The organism is Streptomyces sp. NBC_01454 (assembly GCF_036227565.1).
In the GTDB taxonomy this organism is placed as follows: domain Bacteria; phylum Actinomycetota; class Actinomycetes; order Streptomycetales; family Streptomycetaceae; genus Streptomyces.
In genome coordinates this window covers 42,233-68,488 of sequence record NZ_CP109462.1, presented here as the reverse complement: position 1 = coordinate 68,488, position 26,256 = coordinate 42,233, and the positions used below count along the sequence as shown (strand labels likewise).

Annotated in this window: 23 protein-coding genes; 14 read left to right on the top strand and 9 right to left on the bottom strand. The window is 69.7% G+C overall.

The features are described 5' to 3' along the window. Positions 1-84 precede the first annotated feature (84 nt). The 3 genes from OIU81_RS40125 to OIU81_RS40115 form a co-directional block, all read right to left on the bottom strand. On the bottom strand, positions 85-414 hold the full coding sequence (locus tag OIU81_RS40125) for a hypothetical protein (RefSeq protein ID WP_329155764.1): 330 nt from the start codon (positions 412-414) through the stop codon (positions 85-87). An 81-nt stretch (positions 415-495) separates the two neighbouring features. Then, on the bottom strand, positions 496-741 hold the full coding sequence (locus OIU81_RS40120) for a hypothetical protein (RefSeq protein WP_329155763.1): 246 nt from the start codon (positions 739-741) through the stop codon (positions 496-498). Then, a complete protein-coding gene (locus OIU81_RS40115) occupies positions 738-914 on the bottom strand; it encodes a hypothetical protein (RefSeq protein ID WP_329155761.1) in 177 nt (58 codons plus the stop codon). Before OIU81_RS40115 ends, OIU81_RS40120 begins: the two co-directional genes overlap by 4 nt. A 243-nt stretch (positions 915-1,157) precedes the next feature. Between OIU81_RS40115 and OIU81_RS40110 the strand changes: the two genes are divergently transcribed. The 11 genes from OIU81_RS40110 (at position 1,158) to OIU81_RS40060 (ending at position 14,704) form a co-directional block, all read left to right on the top strand. Further along, positions 1,158-2,348, top strand: coding sequence for an endonuclease domain-containing protein (locus tag OIU81_RS40110; protein ID WP_329155760.1), 1,191 nt, complete (start codon positions 1,158-1,160; stop codon positions 2,346-2,348). Positions 2,349-2,403: 55 nt separating this feature from the next. Next, positions 2,404-3,351 (top strand): endonuclease domain-containing protein, encoded by a 948-nt coding sequence (locus OIU81_RS40105; RefSeq protein WP_329156298.1) that lies wholly within the window; start codon positions 2,404-2,406, stop codon positions 3,349-3,351. A gap of 32 nt (positions 3,352-3,383) precedes the next feature. Then, positions 3,384-3,545, top strand: coding sequence for a hypothetical protein (locus OIU81_RS40100; RefSeq protein WP_329155758.1), 162 nt, complete (start codon positions 3,384-3,386; stop codon positions 3,543-3,545). A 241-nt stretch (positions 3,546-3,786) separates the two neighbouring features. Then, positions 3,787-5,727: a hypothetical protein gene (locus tag OIU81_RS40095; RefSeq protein ID WP_329155756.1), complete on the top strand. Its 1,941-nt coding sequence runs from the start codon at positions 3,787-3,789 to the stop codon at positions 5,725-5,727. 244 nt (positions 5,728-5,971) lie between these two features. Then, a complete protein-coding gene (locus OIU81_RS40090) occupies positions 5,972-9,397 on the top strand; it encodes an AAA domain-containing protein (RefSeq protein WP_329155755.1) in 3,426 nt (1,141 codons plus the stop codon). Beyond that, on the top strand, positions 9,384-10,793 hold the full coding sequence (locus OIU81_RS40085; RefSeq protein WP_329155754.1) for a hypothetical protein: 1,410 nt from the start codon (positions 9,384-9,386) through the stop codon (positions 10,791-10,793). Before OIU81_RS40090 ends, OIU81_RS40085 begins: the two co-directional genes overlap by 14 nt. 137 nt (positions 10,794-10,930) lie before the next feature. Continuing rightward, on the top strand, positions 10,931-11,581 hold the full coding sequence (locus tag OIU81_RS40080) for a hypothetical protein (protein WP_329155752.1): 651 nt from the start codon (positions 10,931-10,933) through the stop codon (positions 11,579-11,581). A gap of 242 nt (positions 11,582-11,823) precedes the next feature. After that, positions 11,824-12,330, top strand: a complete 507-nt coding sequence (locus OIU81_RS40075; protein ID WP_329155751.1) for a hypothetical protein — start codon at positions 11,824-11,826, stop codon at positions 12,328-12,330. A 211-nt stretch (positions 12,331-12,541) separates the two neighbouring features. Continuing rightward, positions 12,542-13,465: a hypothetical protein gene (locus tag OIU81_RS40070; protein ID WP_329155750.1), complete on the top strand. Its 924-nt coding sequence runs from the start codon at positions 12,542-12,544 to the stop codon at positions 13,463-13,465. A gap of 276 nt (positions 13,466-13,741) precedes the next feature. After that, positions 13,742-14,101, top strand: coding sequence for a hypothetical protein (locus tag OIU81_RS40065; RefSeq protein ID WP_329155749.1), 360 nt, complete (start codon positions 13,742-13,744; stop codon positions 14,099-14,101). 240 nt (positions 14,102-14,341) lie between these two features. After that, a complete protein-coding gene (locus tag OIU81_RS40060) occupies positions 14,342-14,704 on the top strand; it encodes a hypothetical protein (protein ID WP_329155747.1) in 363 nt (120 codons plus the stop codon). A 138-nt stretch (positions 14,705-14,842) separates the two neighbouring features. On the opposite strand, the gene OIU81_RS40055 is transcribed toward OIU81_RS40060, so the two are convergent. Next, the gene (locus OIU81_RS40055; protein WP_329155746.1) at positions 14,843-16,669 is read right to left on the bottom strand and encodes an RNB domain-containing ribonuclease; all 1,827 of its coding nucleotides are present in this window, start codon (positions 16,667-16,669) and stop codon (positions 14,843-14,845) included. Positions 16,670-16,972: 303 nt separating this feature from the next. Beyond that, on the bottom strand, positions 16,973-17,794 hold the full coding sequence (locus tag OIU81_RS40050) for an aminoglycoside phosphotransferase (protein ID WP_329155745.1): 822 nt from the start codon (positions 17,792-17,794) through the stop codon (positions 16,973-16,975). Positions 17,795-17,956: 162 nt separating this feature from the next. Between OIU81_RS40050 and OIU81_RS40045 the strand changes: the two genes are divergently transcribed. Both OIU81_RS40045 and OIU81_RS40040 read left to right on the top strand, forming a co-directional pair. Next, positions 17,957-18,610, top strand: a complete 654-nt coding sequence (locus OIU81_RS40045) for a UTRA domain-containing protein (RefSeq protein ID WP_329155743.1) — start codon at positions 17,957-17,959, stop codon at positions 18,608-18,610. A 312-nt stretch (positions 18,611-18,922) separates the two neighbouring features. Further along, entirely contained in the window at positions 18,923-19,249 is a 327-nt protein-coding gene (locus OIU81_RS40040) for a WhiB family transcriptional regulator (protein WP_329155741.1), read from the top strand. Positions 19,250-19,373: 124 nt separating this feature from the next. Here the strand turns inward: OIU81_RS40040 and hemC are convergent, their stop codons facing one another. Further along, positions 19,374-20,300: a hydroxymethylbilane synthase gene (hemC, locus tag OIU81_RS40035; protein ID WP_329155739.1), complete on the bottom strand. Its 927-nt coding sequence runs from the start codon at positions 20,298-20,300 to the stop codon at positions 19,374-19,376. Positions 20,301-20,424: 124 nt separating this feature from the next. Between hemC and OIU81_RS40030 the strand changes: the two genes are divergently transcribed. Continuing rightward, entirely contained in the window at positions 20,425-20,925 is a 501-nt protein-coding gene (locus tag OIU81_RS40030; protein ID WP_329155737.1) for a hypothetical protein, read from the top strand. Positions 20,926-21,178: 253 nt separating this feature from the next. Here the strand turns inward: OIU81_RS40030 and OIU81_RS40025 are convergent, their stop codons facing one another. Genes OIU81_RS40025 through OIU81_RS40015 form a run of 3 tightly spaced genes read right to left on the bottom strand, consistent with a single transcriptional unit; the run spans position 21,179 to position 26,227 of the window. Then, positions 21,179-22,363 (bottom strand): hypothetical protein, encoded by a 1,185-nt coding sequence (locus OIU81_RS40025; protein ID WP_329155734.1) that lies wholly within the window; start codon positions 22,361-22,363, stop codon positions 21,179-21,181. 56 nt (positions 22,364-22,419) lie between these two features. Next, positions 22,420-25,143: a Gfo/Idh/MocA family oxidoreductase gene (locus OIU81_RS40020; RefSeq protein ID WP_329155732.1), complete on the bottom strand. Its 2,724-nt coding sequence runs from the start codon at positions 25,141-25,143 to the stop codon at positions 22,420-22,422. 40 nt (positions 25,144-25,183) lie between these two features. Continuing rightward, on the bottom strand, positions 25,184-26,227 hold the full coding sequence (locus tag OIU81_RS40015) for a phosphotransferase enzyme family protein (RefSeq protein ID WP_329155730.1): 1,044 nt from the start codon (positions 26,225-26,227) through the stop codon (positions 25,184-25,186). Positions 26,228-26,256: the final 29 nt, after the last annotated feature.

Here is a 26,256-nt window from a genome sequence, read left to right as displayed (position 1 = left end):
TCACAGGGCTCTTCGAAGTCGGAGGGGGCAAAGGGACGCGGGGGTGATCCGGCGGGGTTGGGGTGGCTCACAGATGTGGTCCGTTCAGGCGGAGGGGGACTGGGAGGCGATGTCGGCGAGGACGGCTGAGGCGAGCCGGTGCTCAAACAGAGCGAGGATGAGCAGCAAATCGACGGTGCGGCCGGTGTAGTCGCGGAGACGGCTGGTGAGAGAGGTCAGGTATGCGGGCCAGACGAGGTGAGGCTTCCGCTTCGGGAGGTCCTGGAGATGGCCGGGAAGCGCCTCGCCCTCGGGTCGGGTCCACACCTGCCCGGCGGGCGGCACGGTCTCGGCCTTCACCCAGCCCTTGCTCTCCAGGTAGCTCTCCACCTGGGCGGGCGTCAGGTTCCCGGCAGCGTCGCTGTCGAGGAACACGTACTGCTGGAGAGCATGGGTCTCTCCAAGGGGCCTGGAACTGGGAGTGAAGGGGAGTTGGCCGGGTGCGCGGCGGGGCGGTCAGCTCTGGGCGGTGCCGCGCCGTGGCGGCAGCCCCATACACCCGGCGTGACGGCAGAAGCGTGTTGAGTCTGCGTCTGCGGCCAGGGTGAGCGACGGCTTCGCCAGCCGTTTGGCGACCCCGCACCCGGCCCACGGTGCGGGTCCGCTGCGGTAGGTGACGGCCCGGTGGAGCTTTCCGCCGGGGGCGGCCTCTGCTTCGCCGACAACGGGGCCGGTGCCGTCCAGGAGGTACGCGGCGCTCATTCGTCGACGTCCGCTTCGGCTTCGGAGCGCCAGGCGCGCTCCTCCCATCGCTTGAGCAGTCGGCGCGTCTTGCGATTGTGGTTGCGGCGATTCTCGCCGCGTTTGCGCGGGCCGGGGAGGTGGTCGACCTCGTCGCGCAGATGGCCGAGACGCTTGAAGTTCAGTACAGACACGGTGATTTCTCAGTTCGGTCGGACCCGCCCTCGCACCAGGTGCGGGGGCGGCGAGGGAGTTGGCCAAGGTGCAACGCCCCGATCGTTGATCATAGTTTACATGAAGCAATCCAATTAAGCAATTAAATACACAGAAGCCACCATGGAGGCCATGAGCCATGCGCTGCAAAAGGTCTCGGCCGGGAGGGCAGCTGAGACCGCAGGCCCGGAGCCGTTGTCAGTGGCCGGTGCCATCCTCCGGTCATGCTCATCAGCCCTCAGCAGGCCCGGGATCTGCTCGCCGAGCTGACCCGCACGTGCCCGATGCGCCTGGCCGTGGCCGCCCTCGGCACCCGCGGCTTCCATCACCACGGCCATGTCTTCTTCGGCGACACCGCCCTGGAGGGGCACAAGGCGAAGAACCGCTGGTGGTTCGTCGCCGACGAGGTCGAGAAGGCCGGCCGCGCACTGGCCGGCCTGCGGTTCGAACCGGATGACCTCGTCGAGGTCCCCCTATCCGTCCGACAGCCGGGGGAGATCCGCGGCGACAAGGGCGATGACTGGCTCGGCCCGGACACCAACTGGCGCAGCGAGATCATCAGCTGGATGGGCAACGCCGCCTTCCACGAGCGGGAGCCGGACAGCGACTGGGACCTCCTGCACACCGTCAACCCCCAGGGACTGCCCGGATCGCTGACGATGGAGGGCTTCCGCGCCCGGTTCGGCAAGATGGTGCGCGTCGGCACCTATCCGCTGGATCACCTGACCTGGACGGGAACGTCCTGGCAGATGCCGCGCGAGTACGTCGCGTTGATGGACCGCTGGCAGACTCGCGACAACGAGCTGCTGGAGCAGGCCCGCCTCTGCCGCGGATGCGGCAACATCGCGCCGCGCTACGGAGATTGGCGCGCACCCACCCCGCGCGGCTACGTCACGCTGTGCCCCGCGTGTTCGGTCGCGGCCTGCGAGCCGTACGCCGGGCATCTCTACGGTGTCGGCTACACCAAGGTGCCGCGCACCAGCCGGCCCGACCGCTTCCTGTGCCGGCTGTGCGGGCTCAGCCGCGCCTTCACCTGGGATCACTGCCACGACCACAACCTGGTCCGCGGCCCGCTCTGCGCCAGCTGCAACACCTACGAAGGTAAAGGCGTCCGCTTCCTCGAGCGCCCGGGCGCCCTCGCCCTTCTGCTGAACTGCCCAGGCTGCCGGAGCGAGCAGACCCTCCCGGCACGCTTCCGCGTCGACGTCGCCACCGAGCACGTACGCGGCATCGAACGACACGGCCGCTGCCCGAGCCGCCCGTGGGTCCAGGACACCACTCCCACCGCCTCCGGCCTGGCCTTCACCCTGAGCTGCTCCGCCCACAACGCCCTCTGGACGACGAGCATCACCGCCGCCGAGATCACCGCCGTCGTTGCCGCCTTCGTCACGGCCGGCCCCAACGCCGCCTCCTGATGCGAGCGCGAGCGGCGCTGTCAGTGGCGTAGGCCAGGCTGAGCCCGTGACTCACATGCCCCCACTAGAACTCCCCGCCCAGAGCGCGCCGTTGCTGCCCTGCCACACCGGCGAGCACACCGGCGCCGCCTACCATCCGCGCTACCGGCCGCGCGCCACCGCCTACCGGTGCGACCTGTGCCCGGACCCGGCCGCGTTCTGGGACCACTGCCACGACCACGGCCTGATCCGCGGACCGCTGTGCCGCAGCTGCAACGGGAGCGAGGGATTCTGGGTCCACACCCGGTCCGGAGTGCGGCACCTGATGGGCTGCCCCGACTGCCGGACGGCCGGGCACCCGCCGATACGCAACCGCGTCGCCCGGATCATCCCGACCATGCAACTGCTCCTGCGGCACTACGATCCCGCCCGGCACTCGCCGTACGGCCACGCCGAATGGGCCGACGGGCCCGGCGTCTGGGAGCACGTGTTCGTCCAGCTGTCCGCCGGCCGCGCGAGCGCCGAGGCGCAGTGCACGCACCGCGACTGCGGCAGCCGGTGGACGGTGTCCGTCGACCGGGCCCGCTTCGAGCGACTGGACCAGCTGCGGCTGCTGACCGGAATGGAACTGCCCGGACAGGCCTACCGCTCAGGAAGGCCGCGATGGCCGGCCGAACCGACGGAAGTGTTCTGGCTCGACAGCCCGACCGAGGCGCCGTCCACGCCGCAGCCCCTTGAAGCGGCGACCGTGGTCCTGCCCGGGGCCTACGCTCGCCGACTGGAGGAGGCCATTCCCGGCATCCTCAACGAGGTGGCCCCCAGCCGCTGCTGGAAGCGCCGCGGCCGCGCGGAGTCCCTCGAGATCACCTCGGACGACGTCGGCCTGATCACGCTGTCCACCGTGCTCTACCTGCCGGTCCGCAAAGACCCGGAGCAGCCCTGGACCCCGGCTGAACGACGAGGGCTGTACCAGGCGAGTGACCGGATCCGGGGCGCACTGCACGTACTCACCCGCGGGCACTGAGCACCTCGGCCGCTGCCCGGCACCGGACCGGGGTGTTCGCGCACGGCATCCGGACGACCCGGAGCAGACCAGCGGAGTCGGCTCGAAGGGAGGACGAGAAGCCGCTCGCCACCCTCGACATCGGCACCACCGATCCGCATCTGGTCGCCGCACTCCTCGTCACCGCAGCACAGCACCACCGCACCGCCTTGTGACCTTGTGAGCCACACGCTGGACAACGCGAGGCAGCGGCTCTGAACTGCGGTGACCCAGGTCTGTCGGCACAAACTGGTGTCGCCACGACCCCTCCGGCGGCAGCTGTCCCACTGTTGACGTCACCGGTCAGCCGACGCTCCCCGCGCGCCTTCGTTCCCAGAAAGCGGGACGCCGCATGTCACACGCGCCCGCTTTCGCACACCTCTATGGGCAACCCAGCACGCCCACCGAGGAGATGCGTTGCCCAGTACCCTGACGCCCCCGCCCCGACGCGACAACCCTTTCGACCTCTCCGGCACCGCGCCCTCGCTGGACGACCGGACCGCATGGCGCCGTTGGGCCACACGCGAGTCCTACCCGATGGCGAGGAGCGAGGTCACCGCAGCCGGCCCGCTCATTCCGGAGGCCGACGACCCGCAGGCCGCGGCCGAGGCACAGATAATGGCCACTCTCATCAACGAGTACGGCATGCACCGCCCCTTCACCACCGGCGGGCCGTTCGGCATTGTCAGCGTGACGCCCCGGCAACACGTCCTGAGGATCCGCATCTCAGGCGACCAGCTTCCACGCTGGGCGCGCGTCCTTGCCACGGCACTCGGTTCCCCCGGGGCCGCCGGCCTGCCAGTCGAAGTGACAAACGACGGGCTCGCACTCGCAGGGCTCGGAGCCCGCATCGAGCTCCTGGATGTCACCGAGACGCAGTGGCGGAGCGCGGCGGCGAACGTGTCCGTCGAAGGTGGCGCACGACGCCCCTTGGACGAGGATCTGGCCCGGCAGATGTCGGCCACGCTGCGCCGGATCGGCCTGCTGTGGGATGTGGCTCAGCGCTACTCGACGGTCGAACTGCTCTTGGCGGAGCACGCGGGCGCGACGTACCTGCTCGACGCCTCGCCCGGCCCTCACACCCCCAGCGTGATTCCGTTGTGGACCGCGCTGTCGCTGCCCCTGGAGCTGTGGCCGTGCCCGCCCGCTCCCACCGCCATCGACCCGCGAGCGGCCGTGCTCGCAGCCGTGAACGCCGCACACCCGCTCCGCGCCGCGACCGACCCGGTGCTGGCCCTCTGCCACCTCGCCGACATCGAGGCGGCTGAGGTCTCCCTGAAGGCGGCCGACCATGCCCTGACGGTCGCGCAGTCCGTACTGACCGACCCCGCCTACACCTCGGTCTGGGACGGTGGCGGCTGGGCTGGCAACTGCCGGCGCCGGGACGGAAGCGAGAGGTTCGTTGCGCACGAGGACGAATTCCTCCCGCCAGGGACCGAGATCCTGCTCATGGCGCCGGAGATCGACGTCGTAGAACTCGGTCATGTGGCCCTTCGGCCCCATGACACAGAGCTGGGACCCGAGCAGCTGGTAGGGGACGAGATCTACGAAGTCCCCCACTCCTGGGGGACCAGCGCCTACATCGACCTGCTGGACTGGGCGCTGGCGGCGGCAACGAGCCCGCCGCCGCGACGGACGGCGCCGGCGAAGCTCACGGCCGTCGACGACGACGGCGGACTCCAGACCGCAGCCAGTCGCGCCCGAGCGCAGATCACCGAGGCGCACGAGGCGATCGAGAACGCGGCGACGCACTCCAAGCACCGCCACGAGTACACCCATCGCCTGCTCCGGCCCGTGCCTGTCGCGGCCGACGCCGACCCGAGCATCGCCGACCTGATCATCGCCGCTCACGAACGTGACGTGCTGAGCATCATTCCGCTGCTCGAATCCCTCACCTACCTCTGGGGAAAGGTCTTCTCCGCCGCCGGCGCGAGCGACGGGCACTGGAACGACGACGAATACGGGGAGTTTCCCCACAGCTTCACGGGCACCATCGGCTGTTGGACCGAACTTCCGCCCGCCACCCTCACCAGCGAGGAGGCCAACACCAGCTCCGTGGACAGCGCGGCGTTCCGCCGCCATCTCGCCGCGCACCGCGCCGCGTTCGACCCCTTCGTCTCCTGCTACCTGGCGGCCGCCGACAGCGCCACCGGAACACAGGACTTCGAAGACCGCCACCGCGCCGGCGCCGAAGCGCTCCGCCGCGCCGACCTGACCGCGCTCCAGGCCCTCGACCCGCGGCAGCCGCCCCGCGACAACGGCCGGTTCCTCCGCTTCCTCGCCTCCCTGCCACTGGACCTGCACGAGCTCAACGCGTGGTTCGACACGGTGTACCCGCTCGGGGAGGACGCCGCCTGATCCCCGCGGGGCGGGGCGGGGACCGCGTCCTCCACCCCGCCCCGCGGGCGGGCTGCCCCACAACCTTCCTCCCGCACCCGGCCCGCGCCGGACCGCCAGAGTAGGCCGCCCTCCGGCCCGGGTGACCCTTCGTCAGATGGCGTGATCCGTGTCTCATCAAAGCCCTGTTTGCATGGAAACTGGCTGGCAAGATGAGCAGTCGGGGAGGGCTGCACCGGCAACGGTGCTGAGCGAGGAGCAGTGCGTGGGGGCCGAAATGATCAGCGGCAGGTTCCTGCTGCTCCCGAACACACCCAGAGCCGGCGGCCTGTCCGAGGTCCGCAAGGCCGTGGACACGACCAGCGAAGAAGGCGACTACGCGGCCGTCAAGCTGCTCAGGCAGCGTGACGACGAGGTGAGCCAGATCTTCCTGGCTCGGGAGACCGCCGCGCTCAAGGCCCTCGAACACCCCCACATCGTGCGGATGCTCGACTCAGGCTGGGACGCCGAAAGCGGCCGGTACTTCATCGCGCTCGAATGGATTGAGCACAGCCTCAAAGAAGAGATGGCGGCCGGCCGCCCGGTCGACTGGGCCTCCTTCTTCACGCGCATCGGCAGGCCGCTCGCCTCGGCACTGGCCTACGCACACGAGCACCAGGTCGAACACCGGGATCTGAAGCCGGGCAACGTCCTGGTCACCGACGACGGCGTGGTCAAGCTTGCCGACTTCGGAATCGCCAAGATCCTCTCCAAGGTCGTCGTCACCGACCAGACCGTCGCCGGGTACCGCTCTACCCTGTACGCACCGCCGGAACAGGGCGACGCGATCCCCTACGTACGCGACGTCTACAGCTACGCCGTCCTGGCGATCCAGGTTCTGTCCGGCGGCAAGGCAGCCGACTACCCAGACCTCCTGCCGGTCCTGGACGAGCTGGCACTCGACACCGAGTTCCGCACCATCCTCAGGACCTGCATCGACTACGACCCCAAGCAGCGCCCCGCCAACGCCGCGGTGCTCGAGCACCGGCTCTTGGAGGCCGAACGGATCTGCGGCAGCCGCCAGGCCCGGCGCAGGAACTTCGTGTGGCTGAAGATGACCCGCCGCGCGGCCGAGAGCCTCGGTGACGCACCCACCGACAGCGAAGCCGACTGGGACCAGGCCCGAGCGGCCGTCCTGGCAGACCTGTCCGGCACGGTCCACGCCGACTACGGATACAACCAGCAGACCGGCGAGGTCGACACAGCGACGCTGCGCATCTTCGGGCGCACCCGCTTCCTGCGACTGGTCTCCGACGAACGCAACCCGGACCGCTGTGTGATCATCTCTGCCGAGACCCGCCCGGACGAATGGATGGCCAAACGGCGCGAGCGTTCCGCGCTCATCGGACCGGTCCTCACCTGGACCTTCGACGACCCCGGCGAGGATCCCGCATACGACGGGCTCACCTTTCTTCTACAACGCCTCGACGCACACCTCGACGAGCGGGAGACAGCAGCCCGGGTCCGGGAGACCCACAACCTGGGCGACCTGTTCGACGGCTGGCGCCGCCTGCTCGAAGCGCGCGAAGAGCTCGCCGCCGGCGGACGACAGCCCCTGGACTACGACCGCATCGACGGCAACGGCCGCAGCCGCGTCTTCAGGCTGGCCATGCCCACCACCGCCTCGCTCGTCGGCGAGGAGTGGTCGGTGGCCGCCTATCCCTACAGCAGGCCCGTCGACCGCGGCGAGGTGACCGCGCAGACCGAGGACACCCTGGTTATCCGGTTCGCACGCCCTGACAACACCCTGCCCGGCCGCGGCGTGCTCCTGCCCTTCCTCGGCCCCAGCCAGAGCGCCATCAACCGCCAACGCGACGCCCTGACCAACGTCGCCGCCGGCCAGGCCGCCAACCCGGTCCTGCGGCAGATCATCGACGACCCGACGAGCATCACCTCCCAGCCGCCCACCGACGTCACCACCTGGTTCCGCGCAGACCTCGACAAGAGCAAACGCGACGTCGTCGCCCACGCTCTGGGCTCGCAGGATCTGCTCCTGGTGGAAGGGCCCCCGGGCACCGGCAAGACGACCGTCATCGCCGAGATCGTCGAACAAACCCTCAAACGCAATGCCCACGCCCGGATCCTCATCGTCAGCCAGACCCACATCGCCATCGACAACGCCCTGAAGCGGATCGAGGAAGCCGGCATCACGGGCCTCGTGCGTCTGGGCCGCCCCGACGACCCCCGTGTCGCCGAGAGCGCCCAGCCGCTCCTCCTGGACCGGCAGGTCAAGCGCTGGACCCAGGGTGTGCGGGCCCGTGCGGAGAAGTACCTCGACGCCATCGCCTCCGACAACGGACTGGAAGCACGTCACCTGAAGGCAGCCCTGCTTTTGGAGGAGCTCGCCGTTGTCGCTGCCGACCTCGAACACGTCGAGCGCAAACTCACCGACCTCGCCAGCCAGCCCGCCCCCGACCGCACCACCTCCGCACGCGAGCTCGGAGAAGAAGTCGTCACCGTCCGCGCCCGCCGCGACCAGCTCCAGGACCAGCGCGCCGAGCTGTTCGCCGAGGTGCAGCGCATGCTCGCCGGTGAACTCACCCTGCGCGAGGACCTCAGCACCCTCGACGCCCGCGACGCGGTCGAAGCCCTCTTGGGTCCCGCCGGCCCCGGCCGGGAGCTCATGCGGCTGCTGCGCCTGCAGGGCGAATGGCTGCAGCGCATCGGCACCGACCAGCACCTGATCACCGCGTTCCTGAGGACTCGGCAGGTCATCGGCGGAACGGCCCTCGGCTTCCTCGGCCATCCAGCCGCCCGCGACCTCGAGTTCGACGTGTGCATCTTCGACGAGGCGTCCAAGGCGACCGCCACCGAGGCGCTCGTACCTCTGGCCAAGGCCAAACGATGGGTCCTGGTCGGCGACACCAACCAGCTCCCGCCGATCGACGAAGACCTCCTGCGCGACGAGCAGATCATGACGGACCACCAGCTCATCCCCGAACTGGTGTCGACCACGCTCTTCCAGTACCTGGCCAACCACACCGACTTCCCGGTCAAGCACCTGCTGCGTGAGCAGTACCGTATGACCCCGGCCATCGGGAACATGATCTCCACCTGCTTCTACGACGAGAAGCTGCTCTCCCCCAACGACCACGCCCTGCCCGGCTACGACCAGATCAACAAGCCCGTCCTGTGGCTCGACACCAGTCTGCTGCCCGGCCGGCGCGAGTCCGAGCGCACCGCCGCCGAGACCAGCATCTCCAACCTGCTTGAGTCCAAGCTCGCCGCCCGGCGCCTGGAAGTCATCGACCAGGCCATCGACAAGCAGATGATCAAGGTCCCCGACGGCCGTCCCCTCGAAGTCCTCGTCATCGCCCCGTACGGACGCCAGGTCGAAGAACTCGGCCGCCGACTGGCCTCCCTCAAACTCAAGCACTTCACCCCCGAGGTCCTGTCCGTCGACGCAGTCCAGGGCCGCGAATGCGACCTGGCCGTTTTCTCGGTCACCCGCAGCAACGCCCGCTCCGAGTTCGGATTCCTCGGCCAGTCCTACTGGCGCCGCATCAACGTCGCTCTCTCCCGCGCCCGCTTCGGCCTCATCGTGGTCGGCGACGCCGCCTTCTGCCGAAGCAAGCCCGGCGCCCTGCGAGACGTCCTCGACTACATGGGCGCCCACCCCGAGGAGTGCGAGATCCGCAATGCCTACCTTTAGTCTCGACAGCCTCCTCGCCGTCCGCTTCCACAACGCCCGTCCCGGTCTCGAGCTCGTGGCCATCATCGACGCCGCCCTGCCCGTCGCCCTGATCACCGCGGACGTCCTGGCGCAGGACCGCAAACGCCTCGCCCTGCTCGACGAGTTCGTCCTCCGCCTGGTCAACAACAAGGTCCCCAGCGAAGCCTCCATCGCTGGCATGCTCGGACTCCCCGAACGCATGGTCAGCCAGACCGTCGCCGACCACTTCAGCGCGGACAACCTCACCTACACCCTGCCCGCCCCCGGCCAGCCGTCCAGCACCCGGAACCTGCGCCTCACCGCCCGCGGCGAACAGACCGCCCGCGAAATGGCGGCCATCACCCCCGTGCGCGTCGACCAGCCCGTCGTCTACGACCAGCTCCTGGGAAAGGTGCGCCCCTACGACCGGCACACTGTCATCCCCCGCGGACAGTCCGAAGAGACCGACACCCTGATGCTGCCGGCCGCGCACGCCGGACTCGTGGAGATCGGCGACATCTCCGCCGCCGACATCAACGCCCTGTTGCGCGAACGAGGAAACACCGACCGCGAAGTCCTCCAGGTACGAGGCATCAGCCAGGCCAAGGCCCGCCGCGTCATGCCGGCGAAGGTCCTCGTGTACGCCGACCCGGACCGCACCGACATCCAACTCGGGGTCGTCGTCGACGGCGAGCTCAGCCACCACCACGAGATCGCCTTGATCAGCCTCGGCGGTGCCGCCTCCCTCGGCATCAAGGTGGAGCCGGCTCCCGACCGCCCTGTCCTGGATCCCGACCTGGAGAAGGCCCGCGTCGCGCTCCCGGAGGTCACCCAGCAGCGCGCCGAACAGGCCGCACTTCAAGTCGGCTCCGCGTCCCCCACTCCGGTCGCGCCGGCCGGCCCCGAGCTGCTGCAGGACGAGATCCGGGCCATCGGCGTCTTCGAACACCCCGAGCTGCTCGACGAGGCCCTCACCCAGGCTCACCGCAGGCTGCTGATCATCTCGCCGTGGATCAAGAACGCGATCATCACCACGGAATTCCTCGGAAAGCTGGAGAGCCGCCTCGCCCGCGGTGTGCCCGTCCACATCGCCTACGGGTACGAGGAGAACGACACCAGGACCGACCAGGCGGCCGTACGGAAACTCGGCAACCTCGCCGCCCGGTATCCCGCCAAGTTCACCTTCACCCGACTCAAGAGCACGCACGCCAAGGTTCTCGTCTACGACGACGTCTGGGTCACCACCAGCTTCAACTGGCTCTCCTTCCGGGGCGATCCCGACCGCACGTACCGCATGGAGGAAGGAAGCCTCGTACGCAACCGCCAGGTCGCCGACGCCCAGTACGACCGCTACACCGACCTGATCGACCAACAACGCCGGTTGACGACAGAGTGACTCCGGACGGAGGAGACGGCACGGGTCGGCGGCCGGGCGTTTGGGCGTGCCGAAATAGTGCAGACCCCTGCACCGCCCATACGGGTAAGCACGCCACAGCCGCAGTCCAGGTCTGCCAGCATGACGGGGTGACACGTATGAGGCTCAGCCAGCCCGAACCCCCCGCCAGTCCTCCGACCGTCGTCCGCAACCCCGGCCTTGCGGACGAGCTGTGGCTCGAAGTGCGGCCGTTCCTCGCCGAGGAGGGAGTGCACGAGGGCGACACCGTGCCGATGGAGCAGCTGCAGCAGGCGATGGACCGTGCGGTCCAGCGGCGGAACATGGCACTGCACACACCGGAGGGGAAAGCCCGCGAGGCTGCGCTGACCGTACTCGCACGAACGGTGACCGACCTGCACGACGGAAATGACGAGCGCGCCCGCGCGTCTCTCGACGCGGTCGAACCCAAGCCGGCCGACCCCGAGGCCGCGAGCGTCGCGGGATGCATCGGCGTCGCCGTCGCACTCCTCGACCAGTGGCTCGGCGGTCGCGATTCCCCGGTGCCGCCCCAGCTCGCCGCGCGTGCCCGCCTTCCCCGAGGGCACTGGACCGGAGAGCAGGCCGGCCAGGACCTGCTGGGACTGGCCACCAAGGCCCGCGCGCACTCGGCGCTGATGAAGGTGATCGCTCGCCAAGGAGGCCAGCACGTCCTGTACGGCAGCGCGCTGGCACTGGCCGGCACCCTCACCGCATGGGCCGACCTGGCCGGGGAAGACTTCGCCGACGTGCTCGACGCGGCCCTGCGCTGACGATCTGGCTCGGACGAGGTGTACCTTCAGCCGCCAGGAGCTTGCCGATACGGCACGGCCTTCCCACCGCCTACCAGTGCCCCATTTCCCCGGCTCAACCGTTCACCGTGCCACGCTGACCAACGCCCCCGCGGCGGGCTGGCCCCGGTCCGTAGAACTCTGAACGATGTACAGAATTTCCTCCGGCGAGCGAAGCCGGAGGGCCGTGGCTGGAGGGTGGTCTGCGTGCGTAAGGTCAGCGCATGACCACGGAGTTGGCGCGGCTGCGTATCCGTGACTGCCTGGCTTTCGACGACCGCCAGTACTTGTTGTTCACGGCCGTGCACGAGGCAGGGCATGCGGTGGCAGGCGCGGCGACCGGGGATTTCTGGATGGGCGAGACCGTGCTCACGATCCACCCCGGTGCCCTCACCGACGCCTACACCGAGGTGAGTTGGGGTGACATCCGCACGCAGCTGGTTTACCTGCCCGGCGGTGAGTTGGCGCAGATGCGGTGGCTGCACGAGCAGAGGCTGTGGACCGCGATGCGAGGCAGGGCGACGCGCAACGCAGCGCTGCATGACCACGCGGCACTGCGGTCCTTGGGCTTCGACTGGCGGGCCCGGCACGCGGCAGCCCAGGAGGCTGATGCACATCTGGCCCGGCACTGGTCGGCGGTACTGGACGTGGCCGGGCGGCTCGCCGCCGCAGGGCGGATCAGCGGCGACGAGGTATGCGAAGTGATGAACCACCACCTGTTTGCGCCGTAGAGAGTGGACGCCTTCCGAGACAATCATGCTGCTCGGTGCACCCAACGGCGTGTAGACCACCTGAGCACGGACTCGGGCGTCCAGGTCGTCGTCACCCTTCCGGGGGAAGGACGCCGGTGGAGGGCGGTGGGTAGGCTCCTGTCGGAGCTGTGCCCGCTGGCGCACAGGACGGTGGGGGAGGGTGGGAATCCGCGTGGTAACTGCTGCTTTGGTGGCCGAGGACAGCCTGCGCACGATGCTGGCCGAGCGCAGCGGGCTGGAAAGGGACTCGCTCTGGTATCCCGTCCACGACGTGCCGCGCGCGTTCGGGCTGTCGTGGCCACTGACCGACGAGCAGGCCGAGGAAGTGTTGTCCGAACTGCTCGACGGACTTCGCCGTGTCCTGCCCGCACCCCGGCAGGAATGCCCTGACCAGCGGTACGTGTACCTGTCCGAGATCACCGACCACTACCAGCGCGGAGACACCCGCCGCATCCTTGAGCGCATCCATGATCGCGGGATCACCCCGGTGTGTCCGGCCTTCGACGGCGAGAACTACGACCCGCGGTCGGAGCGGGGTTGGGGGGCCCGACCTTCAGCCGCCCCCGATCGCGGCGGCAAGCCGGACTGGGCCTGGTGGCGCAAGGTGCGCGAGGCCGGCCCGCGGCCGTTCTACCAGATGCCCGACCCGTACGTCGGAGAAGATGAGCCGCCCGTCGACCGCGCGCTCAGCCTGCGCGACCGTACGGGCGACGGCGCCGCCTACCGCGCGGCGCTGGGTGCTGCGGTCCGTGAAGACCCGCGGCAGATCGACTGCTGGGCGCACCTGGGCAGCGAGGCGTTCGAGCGCGCCGACGCCGACGATTCCGCATTGTCGGAGGCCCTGGGCTACTACCAGACGGCCGTAGCCGTCGCCGAGTTGTCGCTGCCACCGGCTTTCACCGGGGTCCTGGCCTGGGGAGAGTTGAACAACCGCCCCTTCCACCGGGCATTGCAGGGCCTCGGGCTGACGTGGTGGCGGCTGGGCGAGACGGCGAAGGCGGCTGCGGTCTTCGGCGACAGCCTGTGGACCAACCCCGACGATAACCAGGGCATCCGTTATCTGATCGGGCAGGTGAAGACGGGCGTGCTGTGGCATCAAGCCGAGGGGGACTGACTCCGCCCGCTTGCTCCTGGCCGTCGGCGACGCGGACGACACCCGGCTGCCTCGCCGAGTTTGCCGCGCCCTCCGGGGCCCGTCGGTCCTGGGGCGTACGCGTTGTCCGATCGCCGACCGACTGCCGCCAGACCACCGATGCCCGGTACGACCGCTACACCGACCTGGTCGACCAACAACGCCGGTAGCCAAGCCGAGAACCCTGCACACTGTCCGCCGCCGCGCCCTCGCCCCGGGCCGGACGCGATGTCAGTGGCCACGGCTACGGTCATCGGCATGACCTCGATACCTCAGACCGCCCGCACGGCCTGGCTGCTGCGGGTCTCCGCCACCTCCGCCCCCCAGGACCCCGAGAGCTTCGAGCAGCAGCGGCAGTTGCTCCGCTCCGTGGCCGGGTTCGATCCGGCCACCCGCATCTGGACGGCATTCATCGGTGAGGTCGATGTCCGGGCGCTGGAAGTCCTGCAGCAGCTCTACGACTCGGCCAGCAGGTTCGGCACCGAGGTTCGACTCGAAGCCGTCGCGGCTCCGCCGTCGTGGCAGGGGCCCGTCTTCCACGACGAGAACGACCTCGCGGCGCTCGTCGTCGCGCGGGCTGACCAGGGACGGCCGCTCGGCCAACTGCACACCGCGTGAACTACGCTGAATACCTGGTCACAAGGGGTGCGGAGTGGGAGCACGGTGGACATCGAAGAGCAGATAGCGGCATCCAGAGCGTGGGAGCCCGGTGATCCGGGCCCGCGGCCGTACGACCCGGACTCAGCCTCCGTCATGCGGACGGCCGCTGTGCTCGAGCACGCGGTCCGGATCGTGCGCGAGAGCCCGGAGGCCTCCGCCCACTTGCATTCCGGATCGGATCCGGGCAGGTACCTAAGCATGACGGAGTCCGCGGCCGGTCGCGAGCGGCTCCGGCTGCAGTTCGCCGAGGATCCCGGTCTGGTGCTGTGGCTTCAGGGCACAACGGCCGGCCAGGAAGCCCTGGCCCGCGTGGAGTTGGAGTACGCGCTCGACCCGCCCGATGCGGACGTTGCTGAGACAGCAATCCGTACGGCTCCGTCCCTTCAGGTAGCTGAGGCTCGGCGACACTGGTTCGACCAGCGGGTGCTGGACTATGCCCAGTGGCAGGCGGACGCCTCCTCTCCTCGCCGTACGGCTGCCCGGGAACGCACGCGCGTGGCGATGCTGAACGCGTTCACACAAGCACAAGGCGAAGACCGGACCACCGACTCGGCGCGCTGAACGGTAGGACGGCAAAGCCGTGGGGCACCGGCACAGTCGGCCTGGTACCCCGCCCGGCTGCCGAGTCCCGGCGACACCGCCCCCGCACCGGCGCGCGACCTCGCGGCGCAGCCCGACCGCCTACGGACCCCGCGGACGTCATCGATGGCTCTGGCCGTTCACGGAGGTGCCTGCCGTCGCGCTCGCCCGTACTTCGTGGACCTGCGCCAGCAGACTGTCGGCGGCCGCATTCTTCGCCGCAGCCTTCGAAGCCGCCGAGGATTCACCAGCGAGAGATCGGCCCTCGCAAAACGCGCGCGCCGTGCAGGTGAAGGTGGGGAGGTGATCGGGGCCCTCTCCGGTCACGGAGTACTCCAGGCCGCTGATGACACGGATCTGTGCGTACTCGTTGAGCACCGACAGGGGTGACCTGACGTCAGTAACCGTCGGCGCGGAACCCTTCGTCGCGTTCAAGTCTTCGGGTGCAGGTTCCGCAAGATCCTTTGAAGGATCGGGCAACTCGGCGAGGCGGGCGAGCAGACTGACAGCGGCCTGGTGCCTGGCTGCTTTCTTGGCCGACGCCGAGCGCGTGCTCCCGCGGATTTCACCGTCTGCGGCGGTCCACGAAGCCTGCGCGCTGAAGACGGTGTGAGGTGCCTGGCCTGTGCTGCGGTCCGCGAATTGCGGTAGCGGCAGGTCGTTGACCTGGGCGTGCACAGAGAGCACGGAGATGGCCGTCTCCGGCGCCGCCGCGATCGCCGCCAAGCAGGCGGCGCGGGCAACTCCCCAGCCCGTCCCGTCGGCGACGAGCAGAACCAGTTGAAGTTCGAGCGAGGTGAGCTGCTGGGCGGCGGCGCGCCGGCCGGTCTCCTCGACGAGCGAGGGGCCCGCGATGTTGTCCTTGCAGCCGCGCTTGAGAACCGCGTGGAAGGCCTTGCTGTCGAGCGCGGAGTAGTCGGCCGCGGCCGCCGCCGCTGCCCGCCGTGCGCGAGTGTGTGCCGACGACTTGAACGAGTCCTGCTGGGCCTGGCGGTCCGCACGCGCGCCATCGTTCAGTGCCCCTGCGACGCTGGAGAGTTCGTCCTCCCCGTATGGGGAGGCGCTGTTGTCGAGGTGGCTGAAGATGATCCGTTGCGCGACCAAGTCGGCGTACCGACGCAGTGGGGACGTGGCGTGAACGTAGCCGGGAAGGTTCAGACCCCAGTGGCCACCCATGTATGGCGCGTACTCGGCTGCTTTCATGGTCATGAGGGTCCGCCGTTGCAGCGCTTCCAGACGCGCCGGAGAGCCGTCGGCGAAGGCGAGGTCGAGGTCCTCCAGGAGCTCACTTCGAGGCGGGGAAACCCTGGCGGCCGAGTGATTGCGGAACAGGACCGGCAGATCGCGCTCCGCCGCCCACGCAGCGAGTGCCGTGTTCGCGGCGATCATGCACTCCTGGACGACCTTGTAGCCGATGTTGCGTTCGAAGGCCGCAAGACGGACCACGGCGCCGTCCTCGTCGGTCGCCCAGCCACTGAGGAGGTCATACAGAGCGAGGGCGCCTTGGTCTCGACGGCGAGCGAGCAGAACCTCACTCAAGGCGGCGGCCTCTCGCAGTCCGCTGTGAAGGGGATGCTCCGGATCCCTGGTGGCGGCGGCGACTTCCTGGTGATGGACGGCCACGGCCCCGCTCATCGCCGCCCGCGCGACATCGGTGTGTCGCACGATTCCTTCACTGGTCACCTCCAGGCGCACCCTCATGGTGGCGCACGGGCGATCCTCGGCCAGCGTCAGCCGATCCTCCACGGGACGGGGCAGCATCTTTGCCGTCCCCCGCCATCCGCCGTATGCCGACTCCCTGCGCCGGAACGCCTCCTGGTCGGCCGCGCTTCCCAGCGCAACGCCGGAGGCGACATCAGCGACGTACACCATGAGTTCCCAGCCGTCGTCGAGGGGACGAACGGCGATTGCATCGTCTCGGTCCACGGTGCCCCTGCTGTCGATCATGACCGGAGGAGGGGACACGGAGATGGACTGGTACGAGGCGGGCTGAGCGCGAGACAACGGGAGTTCCTTCCTGGAAGCGGGGCGGCCAGTACGAGAAGATGCCCGTGCGGCTGATCGCCCACCTTCAATCATGCCGAATGGCCGCGCTGGTGTTGACGAGAACGGAATGAGCCCGCCGTACCTCCGGCCGATGCGTGCCGGGTAGTACGCGACGGGCCCCCCGTCTGCCCGGAGGAAGCTGCCGGCCCCGAGCGAGTACGACGTCATCGCGACCTGCGGGTGTCAGGGCATATGGCATGGATTTCACCCGGCGGCAGTCCGGCGGTAGGCGGACCACATCAGCGCGCCGTTCCGGAGGGCCTCCGACCAGGAACCCGGGTTGTCGGCGGCGATGCTGGCCCAGAGGCGGGCGTTCGCCGCGGCGAACGTGTCGACCGCGGTGACGGGGGCTGAGTTCCAGGTCGGCATCCGGCGGGCCCAGGACTCGGCGGCCTCCGGCGATTGGTGTCCGGTGGCGATGAGCCAGACGATGCACAGTGCGGGGTCGATCCACGCAGCACCCGCTGTCGACCATGCCCAGTCCACCAGAATTGCCCGATTCTGGCGAGGAATGATGAGCACATTCTCCGGATTGAAATCTGTGTGACACAGGGTATTTCCCGAGAATTCCCGCAGGATCGACGTGTCGTCGACATACCCGGCCCAGCGTTCCTCCGCCTTTTTCAGGATCACCGGAGGCGCCTTGATTGTTGCCAGTTGAGTCAGCGTGTCGGCGAGGAGATTGATATCCGGTGAATTGGTCGCGTAGTCGGCGTGGTGTCCTTCGACGAAGTCGAACCCGAGCAGGTCCCAGCCTGCCTCCTGGGCGTGCCACAGCAGGCGGGGCCCCAGCTCCGCGGTGTATCGGGAGACTGCGGCCTCCCGCTGCTGAGTCCATGCCTGCGGGTGATCGCTCCTGAGTCCTTTGACGAAGACGGAGCCGTGGTCGGTGTCGAGACGCACCGCGAGGTGGCTGTTGAAGCCGCCGTCCACCGGATGGACTGCGCGGATCGGTCCGGTGCGGTCCTCGACCACGGGGCGTACATCGGCTGCGATGTCGCCCCACTTGAGACGTGTCGTGCTCACCCGGCTCAGCATGCCAGACCCACACCCGCAGCATGTCCCGGCGGCCGCGGCCGCGTTGTGCACGTCCGTCCAGATTGGTCCCGCGCCGGATGTCACACGGCCGGCCGCGCCGACACCTCTATGGGGCAAGGACATCGATCACGACGAACGAGGACGACTGCCATGGACATATCCACTGTCGCGCAGCGGGACGACGGCCAGGATCAGGCACTGCACTCACAGACGCCCGCCCTGCTGCGCCCGCCCGTCAGGCGCAGCAACCGCCGCCACGCGTGGGAGAAGGCCCGCGCCCGAAAGTCCTTCGCGGAACGCAAGGCCACGGGCGCGACGGAGTACGACACCGGACTGACCAAGCCGGAACTGGATTTCTCCGCTGAATACCGTCACGTCAAATCCAATGCGCATCTGTCGGAAGTGTTCGGAATCCCTCACGGCTCGGCACTTCTGGAGAGGAACTATCGCACCAGCTACGTTGGTGATGAGCATCCTCTCGGAGTGATTCTCTCGTATCTGGTGAGGGAGAAAATTTCCGCGAACCCGGAATTGCTCGACAGCAGGAACGAGCCCTGGCCGGGTGGCACGCAGGCGCAGCTTCACACGCTGGGAATCGAAGTGGGGGAAATCACCGAGCAGGTCACCGCGCGAGCAGCGGCCACGGACGAGGCTCGCGATCTCGGTCTCCGTGAGCACGAGCCGGTCCTCGCTCTGGAAAAGATCGTGCGGGACGTCACCGGGGGAGTCGTCGAGGTGGCCCATATTCTCCTGCCCGCGGACAGGACCCAGCTGGAATTCCACACCCCACTTGATCGGTGGTGAGGCTGAGCACCGTAAACCGGCTGCGCGGCGCATAGCGGAGACCTCGCACTGCCCCTTGCGCGCGGGGCACCGCCGGCCCGGCCAGACAGATCGGCAGGGCCGGCGGCGACGAGCCAAGCACACGGGTGGCAGGTGCACCCGTGTGTTCCGGGCCCCGCGACGCCGACTCGTTCAACCTTGCGTCGGATTCCGGGGCTCCCGGAGGCGCACCGCTCCTTGAACGCCGGGAAATTGCCGTACCGATGCCGCACTGCTGCTGCGTAGAGTTGGGACCGAAGCCACAGGCCAGGACGGGGAGAGGACGGCGCCGGGGTGAGGACGGAAGATCACTGGAGCGAGCGCGCGGCGTGCCGGACCGCCGACCCGGAGGAGCTGTTCGCCGACGGCACGGCCCAGAACAAGGCCAAAGCGGTCTGCTTCGGCTGCTCGGTCCGAACCGAATGCCTGGCCGACGCGCTCGACCAGCGCATCGAGCATGGCGTGTGGGGTGGCATGACTGAGCGGGAACGCCGCGCGTTGCTGCGCCGCCGCCCGGATGTCACCTCGTGGCGGAGCCTGCTGGATTCCGCCCGCCTTGAGCACCAGCAGCATGTCCCGTCGGCCGACGTGGGACAAGGCGCGGGTGCTGCGGCGGCCTGAAGCCCGTGCTGCGGCGAGTGTGTGTGCCGGGAGTGTCTGATTCGCAGGGCCAGCAAGAAGGGGCATCGGGCGGCGCCAGACACGGCGTAGTCCGGCCGCCGGCGAGTTGGGGAGCGGCTGCTTCTCAGGTGCGCCGGGAGGCGGCGAGGACCTCGGCCGCGCCGTGGCTGATGAGGTCCTCGGCCACGGCGGCCCCTACCTTCTCCGGTCCGTGCCCGGTCAGGTCGGAGCCGAGCACGACCGACCCGTCCTCGGCGTAGACCCGTGCGGTGAGATGGATTTCGCCCGACGCGTGGGCGATGGCGTGCCCGGCAATCGGAGCGTGGCAGTGCCCGGCGAGCGCGCGGAGCAGCGTCCGCTCCGCGATCGCCGCCCGGGTGGCGGCGGCGTCGGTGAGCGGGGTCAAGATCTCAAGGGTGGCCTGGTCGGCTTCCCGGGCCTGCATGGCCAGCTGGCCGGCGCCGAGGGCCGGCATCACGCGGTGCAGGTCGAGGATCTCCGTGGCTTCGGCTTCCCGGCCGATCCGGCGCAGGCCGGCTCCGGCGAGGACCACGGCGTCGACGACCTCGCCGGCCTGGGCCAAGGCGAGGCGAGTGTCCGCGTTTCCGCGTACGGGCACCAGGGCCAGGTGCGGGTGGGAGGCGGTGAGCTGGGCGATCCGGCGCGGGGCCGAGGTGCCCACCCGGGTACCGGCCGGCAGGTCGTCCAACTGGCATCCGCCGCGGTGGACCAGGACGTCGTGGACGTCGTCACGTCGCGGGTACAGGCACACTGTGCCGTGGGGTTCGGGCTCATCGCCGGGCATGTCCTTCGAGCAGTGCAGCGCCAGGTCCGCGCGGCCGTCGAGGACGGCCTGCGTCACCGCGCTGGTGAACACCGCTTTGCCCCCCACCTCGGACAAGGGTCCGGCCCAGCGGTCCCCCGTCGTGGTGATCGGAATGAACTCCGGGGTGACGCCCGGGGTGTTGCGGGCGATCTCTCCCATCAGCCACTCGACCTGTGCGGTGGCCATGACCGAGGCTCTGCTCGCGATCCTGATGTGCTGCGTCATACCCGAGGACCCTAGGGCCGCCCGCGGTGTGCTCATGCCGACAGCGCGTCTGCTTGTCGGGCCGGGAGGCTGGGGCGCGGGAGAATGTGGATGCCATCAGCACCAGCACGAGGGACGGGGTCCGGTGAGCCGACGACCGCGCAAGGGCGTAGCGCAAGAGCCAGTGGTGAACGGGCTGCGGCCGACGATCACCGAGCTCACCGAGGACGAGGCCACCGGACCGGACAGATTCGCGCTCCACTGCCCGCAGTGCGGCGAGGTGAGCCGGCACCGCTTCGCCCTGCTCGCGAGAAGGGCCTTCGAGGAGCATGCCGATGAGGTCCACCCGGTCGTGGAGAGCCCACTGGACCAGATCCGAACCCTCGTTGACCTGGCCGAGTCCACGCCGGGGACCTGGGAGTGCGAACTCGGCCTGGAGACCTACCTGGTGCGCCAGCGCGGCCACGACGAGTACGAGGTGGAGGTGCCCAGCCGCAGTATCGTGATCGACGCCGAGCTGGGCACGCTGGACGATGCCCGCATCGTCATCGGAGGTCACGCCAAAGTGGTGAGCTCCGCTCTGGCCACCGCCGTTGCCGTCCAGTTGCGTCACGGCTCCCCGGCCGGTGCAGTGCCCCTGGAGTGATGTCAGCGGCGCAAAGCGGGTCGGCGGGCGTCGGGAGCGAAGGCCGGGCCTCGTTGGGTGGCGAGGGGCCTGTCCCAGCCTGGGCGTGCCCGTCGACCGTACCGCCCCTCGTCGGCGGGAAGTTCCGAGTTTTGTCAGTGGCCCTACGGGGCCGCGAGAAGCACCATGTCCCGACAAGCCCCCGCCGCGTTCCGGCTCAGGCCGGAGGTCGATCTCCGTTCGGTGGCGCTGCCGTTGATCCGTAGCGCCTGAGTCAAGCGACCCCTTCAAAGTGGTCACGTCCTACATCGACGAGCGACGTGGCGAGAGCGGTGAGCAGCCGGGTGTTGGCCGCCTGGTCGTGGCTCAGGTCGACCGTCTGCCGTGGCAGTCGCTTCAGGTGCTGAAGGACCTCGGCACGGGCCGTGGGCGTTCCGGCATTGCTTCCCTCGGTGAAACCGAAGATGTCGGGGTAGCGCTCTTCGTCCGAGGTCACGAAGACGGTGGTGGTGACCTCGGAACGGCCGTCGTCGTTCATGCGGCCCGGCGCCCCGGGGGAGGAGGCGACGCGCGGAAGGAGAACACCGGCCGCGGTGCCGGTGGTGGCCAGTGGCAGAGCGAACCAGCGGGTGAGCTGCTCGGGCCAGATGTGTGCCTTCAGTTCCCGGCCGGACGCGGATATCAGCGCACCGGCCCGCCCGGTGGTGAGGGCGTCGGTGACGCGCTGGTCCTGGGTGGGATGAGGCGGTTCACCGGTCTGGAGGTGGGAACGGGCGGACTCGGTGAAGGTGAGTGCGTGGAGAAGTCCGAGGCCGACGGCGGCTGCGGCGGGCCACGGCAAGAGGTCGAGCGTGCCGTCGGTGTTGGGACGGGCGAAGCAGCAGTCGTTCGCCAGCAGCGCGGCGCCGGCGGAGGCCAGAGTGAGAGCGGTCGTGGTCTTGCCCGCTCCGGAGTCGCCCAGGGCGAGCAGGGTACGTCCGCCGGGGAACACGGCGGCGGAGGCATGGAGCAGGACCCATCCGTCGGCGATGAGCCGGGCGCGCATCATCTCGCGGGCGAAGCGGGTGGCGGCGGTCGCCAGCCGTGTCGGCCGGCCCGGCGAGGCTGCCGTCTGCAGGGCTTGTTGGCTGCTGATCCGCAGGTGCTGCTCGGCGGGGGCGTACTGGAAGGCGAGGGGCGGGTCCGACAGGGTATGCGCGCTCACGGTCCCGTCTGGGTGGCGGGTGTAGCCGATGGGTTCGCGGGCGAAGACGGCATGCTGCGTATGCGAGCCGGCGACGGGGGCGCGGTGGTCACCGTCCATGACGGTGACCACCGGCCCGGTGACGGCGGTGCTGCCCTCCGGCGGCGAGGCCTTCCAGTACCGGCCGAAGTACCTGGTCGCCCAGTCGGTGACACCGGGGGTGTTGGAGTGGATGGTGACGACTCGCTGGCCGGCGGTCAGGGAGAGGGCGTTCATCACGGCGGGGCCTTCCGGTCGGCCCGGCAGGCGGCCGGGGGCGGGGTCGTGTGCGGCTACGCGCTGGTCCGGGACGCATCCGGGGCGGTGAAAGCGTCCGGTGCCCGCTCGCGCAGAACATCGGCGAGCCGCGCGATACGGCGCAGCGGTTCGAGGTCGGGCGCGGGTGGGGCGGCTTCGGCGAACAGGGCCGCGGCCGCGTGGCGTACGGAGGTCTCCAGCGGGGAGTCCGCGAGGACTTCGTCGTGCACGACGGCGCCGTCGCGTACTGCGGTGAGCCGGTGGTGGTTGCGCTCGAGTTGCCAGCCGCCGGGGGCGGTGACGGGTTCGAGATGCAGGGTGAAGCGGGTTCGTCCGGCGTGGACGGTGACGTGCCGGTAGCGGTCGTCGGCCGCGCGAAGTCCCTGGCGCCACGGGGGCCGGGGTGCGGGTGCGGCGTCGTCGGCCTGCCCCGGGCCGAGGATGGAGGAGGTCAGCTCCAGCCGCAGCGCGCCCGGGGCGCCGGGACGGGGGAGGTCGGCTCGCTCGGTCAGGGCGGCGACGAACAGCGCCGGGTCGTATTCCGGCTCGGTCGTAGTGGTGGCCGGGTCCAAGGCCATGTAGTGCTCCCACGCCGGGGCGGGCAGGATGCCGCGGGTGACAGCGAGCATGTGCAGCCATTCGTAGCCCAGCACGCCGTAGTCGCGGTCGATGAAGCGCCCCGAAGCGCTGTCGGGGCGCCGGTCCTTGGTGAAGAGCACCGAGACCCTGTCGATGGGCGCGCCGGGTTCCAGTGCGGCGATGAGGCCGGTGAACGCCGGCAGCGTGGTGGAGTGCCGGTACTGGTCGTTGACGATCATCCGCGCGGCGGGGTGGTCGGCGAGCAGGCGGCTGAAGGCGTCGATCTCGTGCCCGCGGCAAGCCGGCTTCTCCATCAGGACGCGGGCGGCCGGGTTGTGCCGGAGGATCGCGCGGAGCACGTCCAGGTGCTCGGCGGTGGGGCAGCAGACCGACCACAGGTCGATGCCCGCGGCCACCGCCGGGGGCAGTTCGCTGACCTGGTGGGGGAAGGTCCGCAGGGACGCGGGCAGGTCCTGGTGCTTGGGGTCGATGACGGCCGGGGTGGCGCCCAGGGCGGTGAGGATCTCGGTGTGCAGGCGCCCGGCGACGCCGTATCCCACGATCGCGGCCCGCTCCAGACGGCCACGGGCAGCGGGGCGCGGGGCGGGGAAGGCGGACACCTGGCCGGTGCCGGAGCCCGGTGCGGCGTACAGGTCGTAGTACGCCTCCCACAGGCCGGCGTCTGTGATGGCGGTGTCGGCCGGGGCGGTGTGCAGTCCGGCGGGGATGCGTCCGGGGTCGGCGCACAGGGCGGTGGCGACGATGAGGGTGGCGGCGCGGTACGCGTCGTAGCCCTGGCTGGGGATGGAGTCGGCTTCGAAGAGGTTCATCGAGCGGCCGTTGCCCAGCAGCGTGACCGACTTCTCGCCGGGCAGACCGAAGCGCATGCCCACTCCGGGGAGCTGGACGGCTCCCGCGCGGTGTACGGCGTTCTCGGTCAGGGCGGAGAAGTCGCGGGTGGCGAAGGGGGCGAGGAGCACGCCGTCAGGAAGGACGCTCAGGTCGGTGTCGGTCAGCGCGACCTCGCCGGTGGTGCCGATGATGAGGAAGGGCCTGGTGGCGGCGAGAGCCTGGGCGGCGGTGCGGTAGGTGGTGAAGCCGTGCTCGGCGGCGTCGATGAGCGCCGGGAGGTCGGTGTCGACGATGTCGACGCGGCAGCCCAGATCCCGTAACTGGGCGGCCAGACGGGAGCCAAGGGTGCCGTAGCCCAACAGCAGTACCTGACGGCCGATGATCTTGCGGTCCGGAAGCAGGGCGCGCAGCCGTCGCAGGCAGGAGTCGGCGATCTCCCGGTAGCCCAGGCGGGACTTGACCTGGGAGCGGGCCATGTTCAGCACGGGGATCGCCAGCTGGCCGGCGGCGGCAATCCGCTTGATGCCGCTGACGGTCAGCTCCAGCGCGGCGTCCACCGTGCGGGGCGCGCCGACGGCGCCGTAGCCGCGGGCCAGCAGGCCGCCGTCGTCGACGACCAGCACCCGCCGACCGGCCGCGTGCGCGGCGTCCAGGAACGCGTCGATATCCGCGCCGACGCGGGCGAGTTCGCCCCGGTGCGCCTCCGGGTCGTTGACGGCCGTATTGTCCAGGACATCACTGCGATACCCGCGCGCGGTGAACGTGGCGTGGACCCGGTCCCGGTTCCACGTCTTATCGCCCTTGTCCAGGGCGAAGATCCACTCAGGGGGGATCCCGGCCCGCTCCATCGCCAGGACGAATCCGGTGCTGTGCTCCAGGTAGTGGTCGCGGAAGAGCAGCGCCCAGTTGCCGAACGCCGGCTGCTCGGTGCTGTAGCGCTCCAGCAGCGGCATGGCGGCCCGGATGCCGTCCAGTTCGCTCCCGGTGTAGGGCAGGGCGTGCGCGGACAGAGCGTCGTGGAGCTCGGCAGCGAGCTGGCTCCCGCCGGAGTCGGGCGCGGGGTCGATCAGGATGTCCACGGCGGCCGGCGGCGGAATCTGGAAGCCCAGCGTGCGCGGCGCCTGCGGTGGCAGACCCTTCCACCGCACCGTGACCAGTACGTGTGAGGTCACCGGGTCGGTGAGCCGGAGCGTTCCGGCTCCCTCGTCGAGCGCGCACTGCAGCTGGCGGCGCTCAGCGAGCGCGGTGGCGGCCCTGGTGATCGTCTCGGCGCTGATCGGTCCGCGCAGGACCACCCACTGGTCGGCGGCTATGGCCGTCGTGGACATCGGTTACTCCTTCATTTGTGGACCGCCCGGAGGCGGCCCGTCAGCGGTGATGTGCTGCTCGTGCAAGGGCGCTCTCGACCTCGCCGAGGCCCGCCAGCAGTCGCTGAGCCGCGGCGTGCCGCAGGAGCCAGAACTGGTCCAGGTCCTCCTGGAGGAGGCCGGGCTTGAGGTAGTGCTGCTTGACCCCGTACAAACTGGTCATCAGCTGCAGCAGCGCAACCCGGGCGCAGGCGGTGACGTCGGCGGCCGGCACGAGCGGGTTGGTCTCCAGGTAGGCGCCGACCAGGTTCACGCCCGCCGCGATCCAGTCCTCGTCGAGGACGACCGTGCGCGGGTCGAACGCGATCCGGCCCAGCTCGTAGGCGACCAGGAACGGGTCGGGGGGCAGGAAGTCCAGCACGGCGGTCAGCTCGTCGCCCTGGAACAGCAGGTTGACCGCCGAGTAGTCGCCGTGCAGAACCTGCGTCGTCAGCGGCGGAAGACCGTCCAGGAGCTCGGGGATACGGTGCAGCACCGCGCGCCGCTCGGCCAAGGTCCGCAGCGCCTGCTCGTCGAACGCGTCACGCTGGGCTCGCTCCCCGGCGATGCCCAGCAGCTTGACCGCGGTGGCCTCCAGCTTGTCGATGTCCGGGCGCAGCCACTTCTCCAGCTTCGCCGACGGGCCGGACCCGGCCGGGTGGTCGGCGAACGCGGTGTGGATACGGCCCAGCGTGGTTCCGGCTGCCCGCTGCTGGGCGGGGTTGAGACCGTCTTCGACCACCGTTCCAGGCACCCATTCCCACACCGAGACGGCGATGCCGTCCTGCCGCACGACGGTGTCGCCGTCGACCGAAGGGCGCACCGAGGCGACCGGAACCTGGTGAATGCCGGCCAGCTGCGTCTGGTCGACCGCGTCCTGTTCGGCGCCCAGGTTCGATTCGCTGCCCTGGTAGTGCTTCACGAACAGAACCTGGTCACCGTTACCCACGTGGGCGCGGTAGTTGACGGTCACCTGACCGACCGGCAGCCGTTCCAGCACGGCGCCGGGCAGGCCGTAGGCGCTGGCGAGCACCGCGGTGAGATCAGGCTGTGCTTTCGGGTCCACGACAACCCCTCCTTGTGACGTGTAGTGAT

What these genes read in the sequence shown, in the direction of transcription:
- OIU81_RS40120 (WP_329155763.1), bottom strand. Translation starts at nt 741, where the DNA reads ATGAGCGCCGCGTACCTCCTGGACGGCACCGGCCCCGTTGTCGGCGAA.
- OIU81_RS40110 (WP_329155760.1), top strand. Translation starts at nt 1,158, where the DNA reads ATGCTCATCAGCCCTCAGCAGGCCCGGGATCTGCTCGCCGAGCTGACC.
- OIU81_RS40105 (WP_329156298.1), top strand. Translation starts at nt 2,404, where the DNA reads ATGCCCCCACTAGAACTCCCCGCCCAGAGCGCGCCGTTGCTGCCCTGC.
- OIU81_RS40085 (WP_329155754.1), top strand. Translation starts at nt 9,384, where the DNA reads ATGCCTACCTTTAGTCTCGACAGCCTCCTCGCCGTCCGCTTCCACAAC.
- OIU81_RS40080 (WP_329155752.1), top strand. Translation starts at nt 10,931, where the DNA reads ATGAGGCTCAGCCAGCCCGAACCCCCCGCCAGTCCTCCGACCGTCGTC.
- OIU81_RS40075 (WP_329155751.1), top strand. Translation starts at nt 11,824, where the DNA reads ATGACCACGGAGTTGGCGCGGCTGCGTATCCGTGACTGCCTGGCTTTC.
- OIU81_RS40065 (WP_329155749.1), top strand. Translation starts at nt 13,742, where the DNA reads ATGACCTCGATACCTCAGACCGCCCGCACGGCCTGGCTGCTGCGGGTC.
- OIU81_RS40060 (WP_329155747.1), top strand. Translation starts at nt 14,342, where the DNA reads ATGACGGAGTCCGCGGCCGGTCGCGAGCGGCTCCGGCTGCAGTTCGCC.
- OIU81_RS40055 (WP_329155746.1), bottom strand. Translation starts at nt 16,669, where the DNA reads ATGATCGACAGCAGGGGCACCGTGGACCGAGACGATGCAATCGCCGTT.
- OIU81_RS40045 (WP_329155743.1), top strand. Translation starts at nt 17,957, where the DNA reads ATGGACATATCCACTGTCGCGCAGCGGGACGACGGCCAGGATCAGGCA.
- hemC (WP_329155739.1), bottom strand. Translation starts at nt 20,300, where the DNA reads ATGACGCAGCACATCAGGATCGCGAGCAGAGCCTCGGTCATGGCCACC.
- OIU81_RS40025 (WP_329155734.1), bottom strand. Translation starts at nt 22,363, where the DNA reads ATGAACGCCCTCTCCCTGACCGCCGGCCAGCGAGTCGTCACCATCCAC.
- OIU81_RS40020 (WP_329155732.1), bottom strand. Translation starts at nt 25,143, where the DNA reads ATGTCCACGACGGCCATAGCCGCCGACCAGTGGGTGGTCCTGCGCGGA.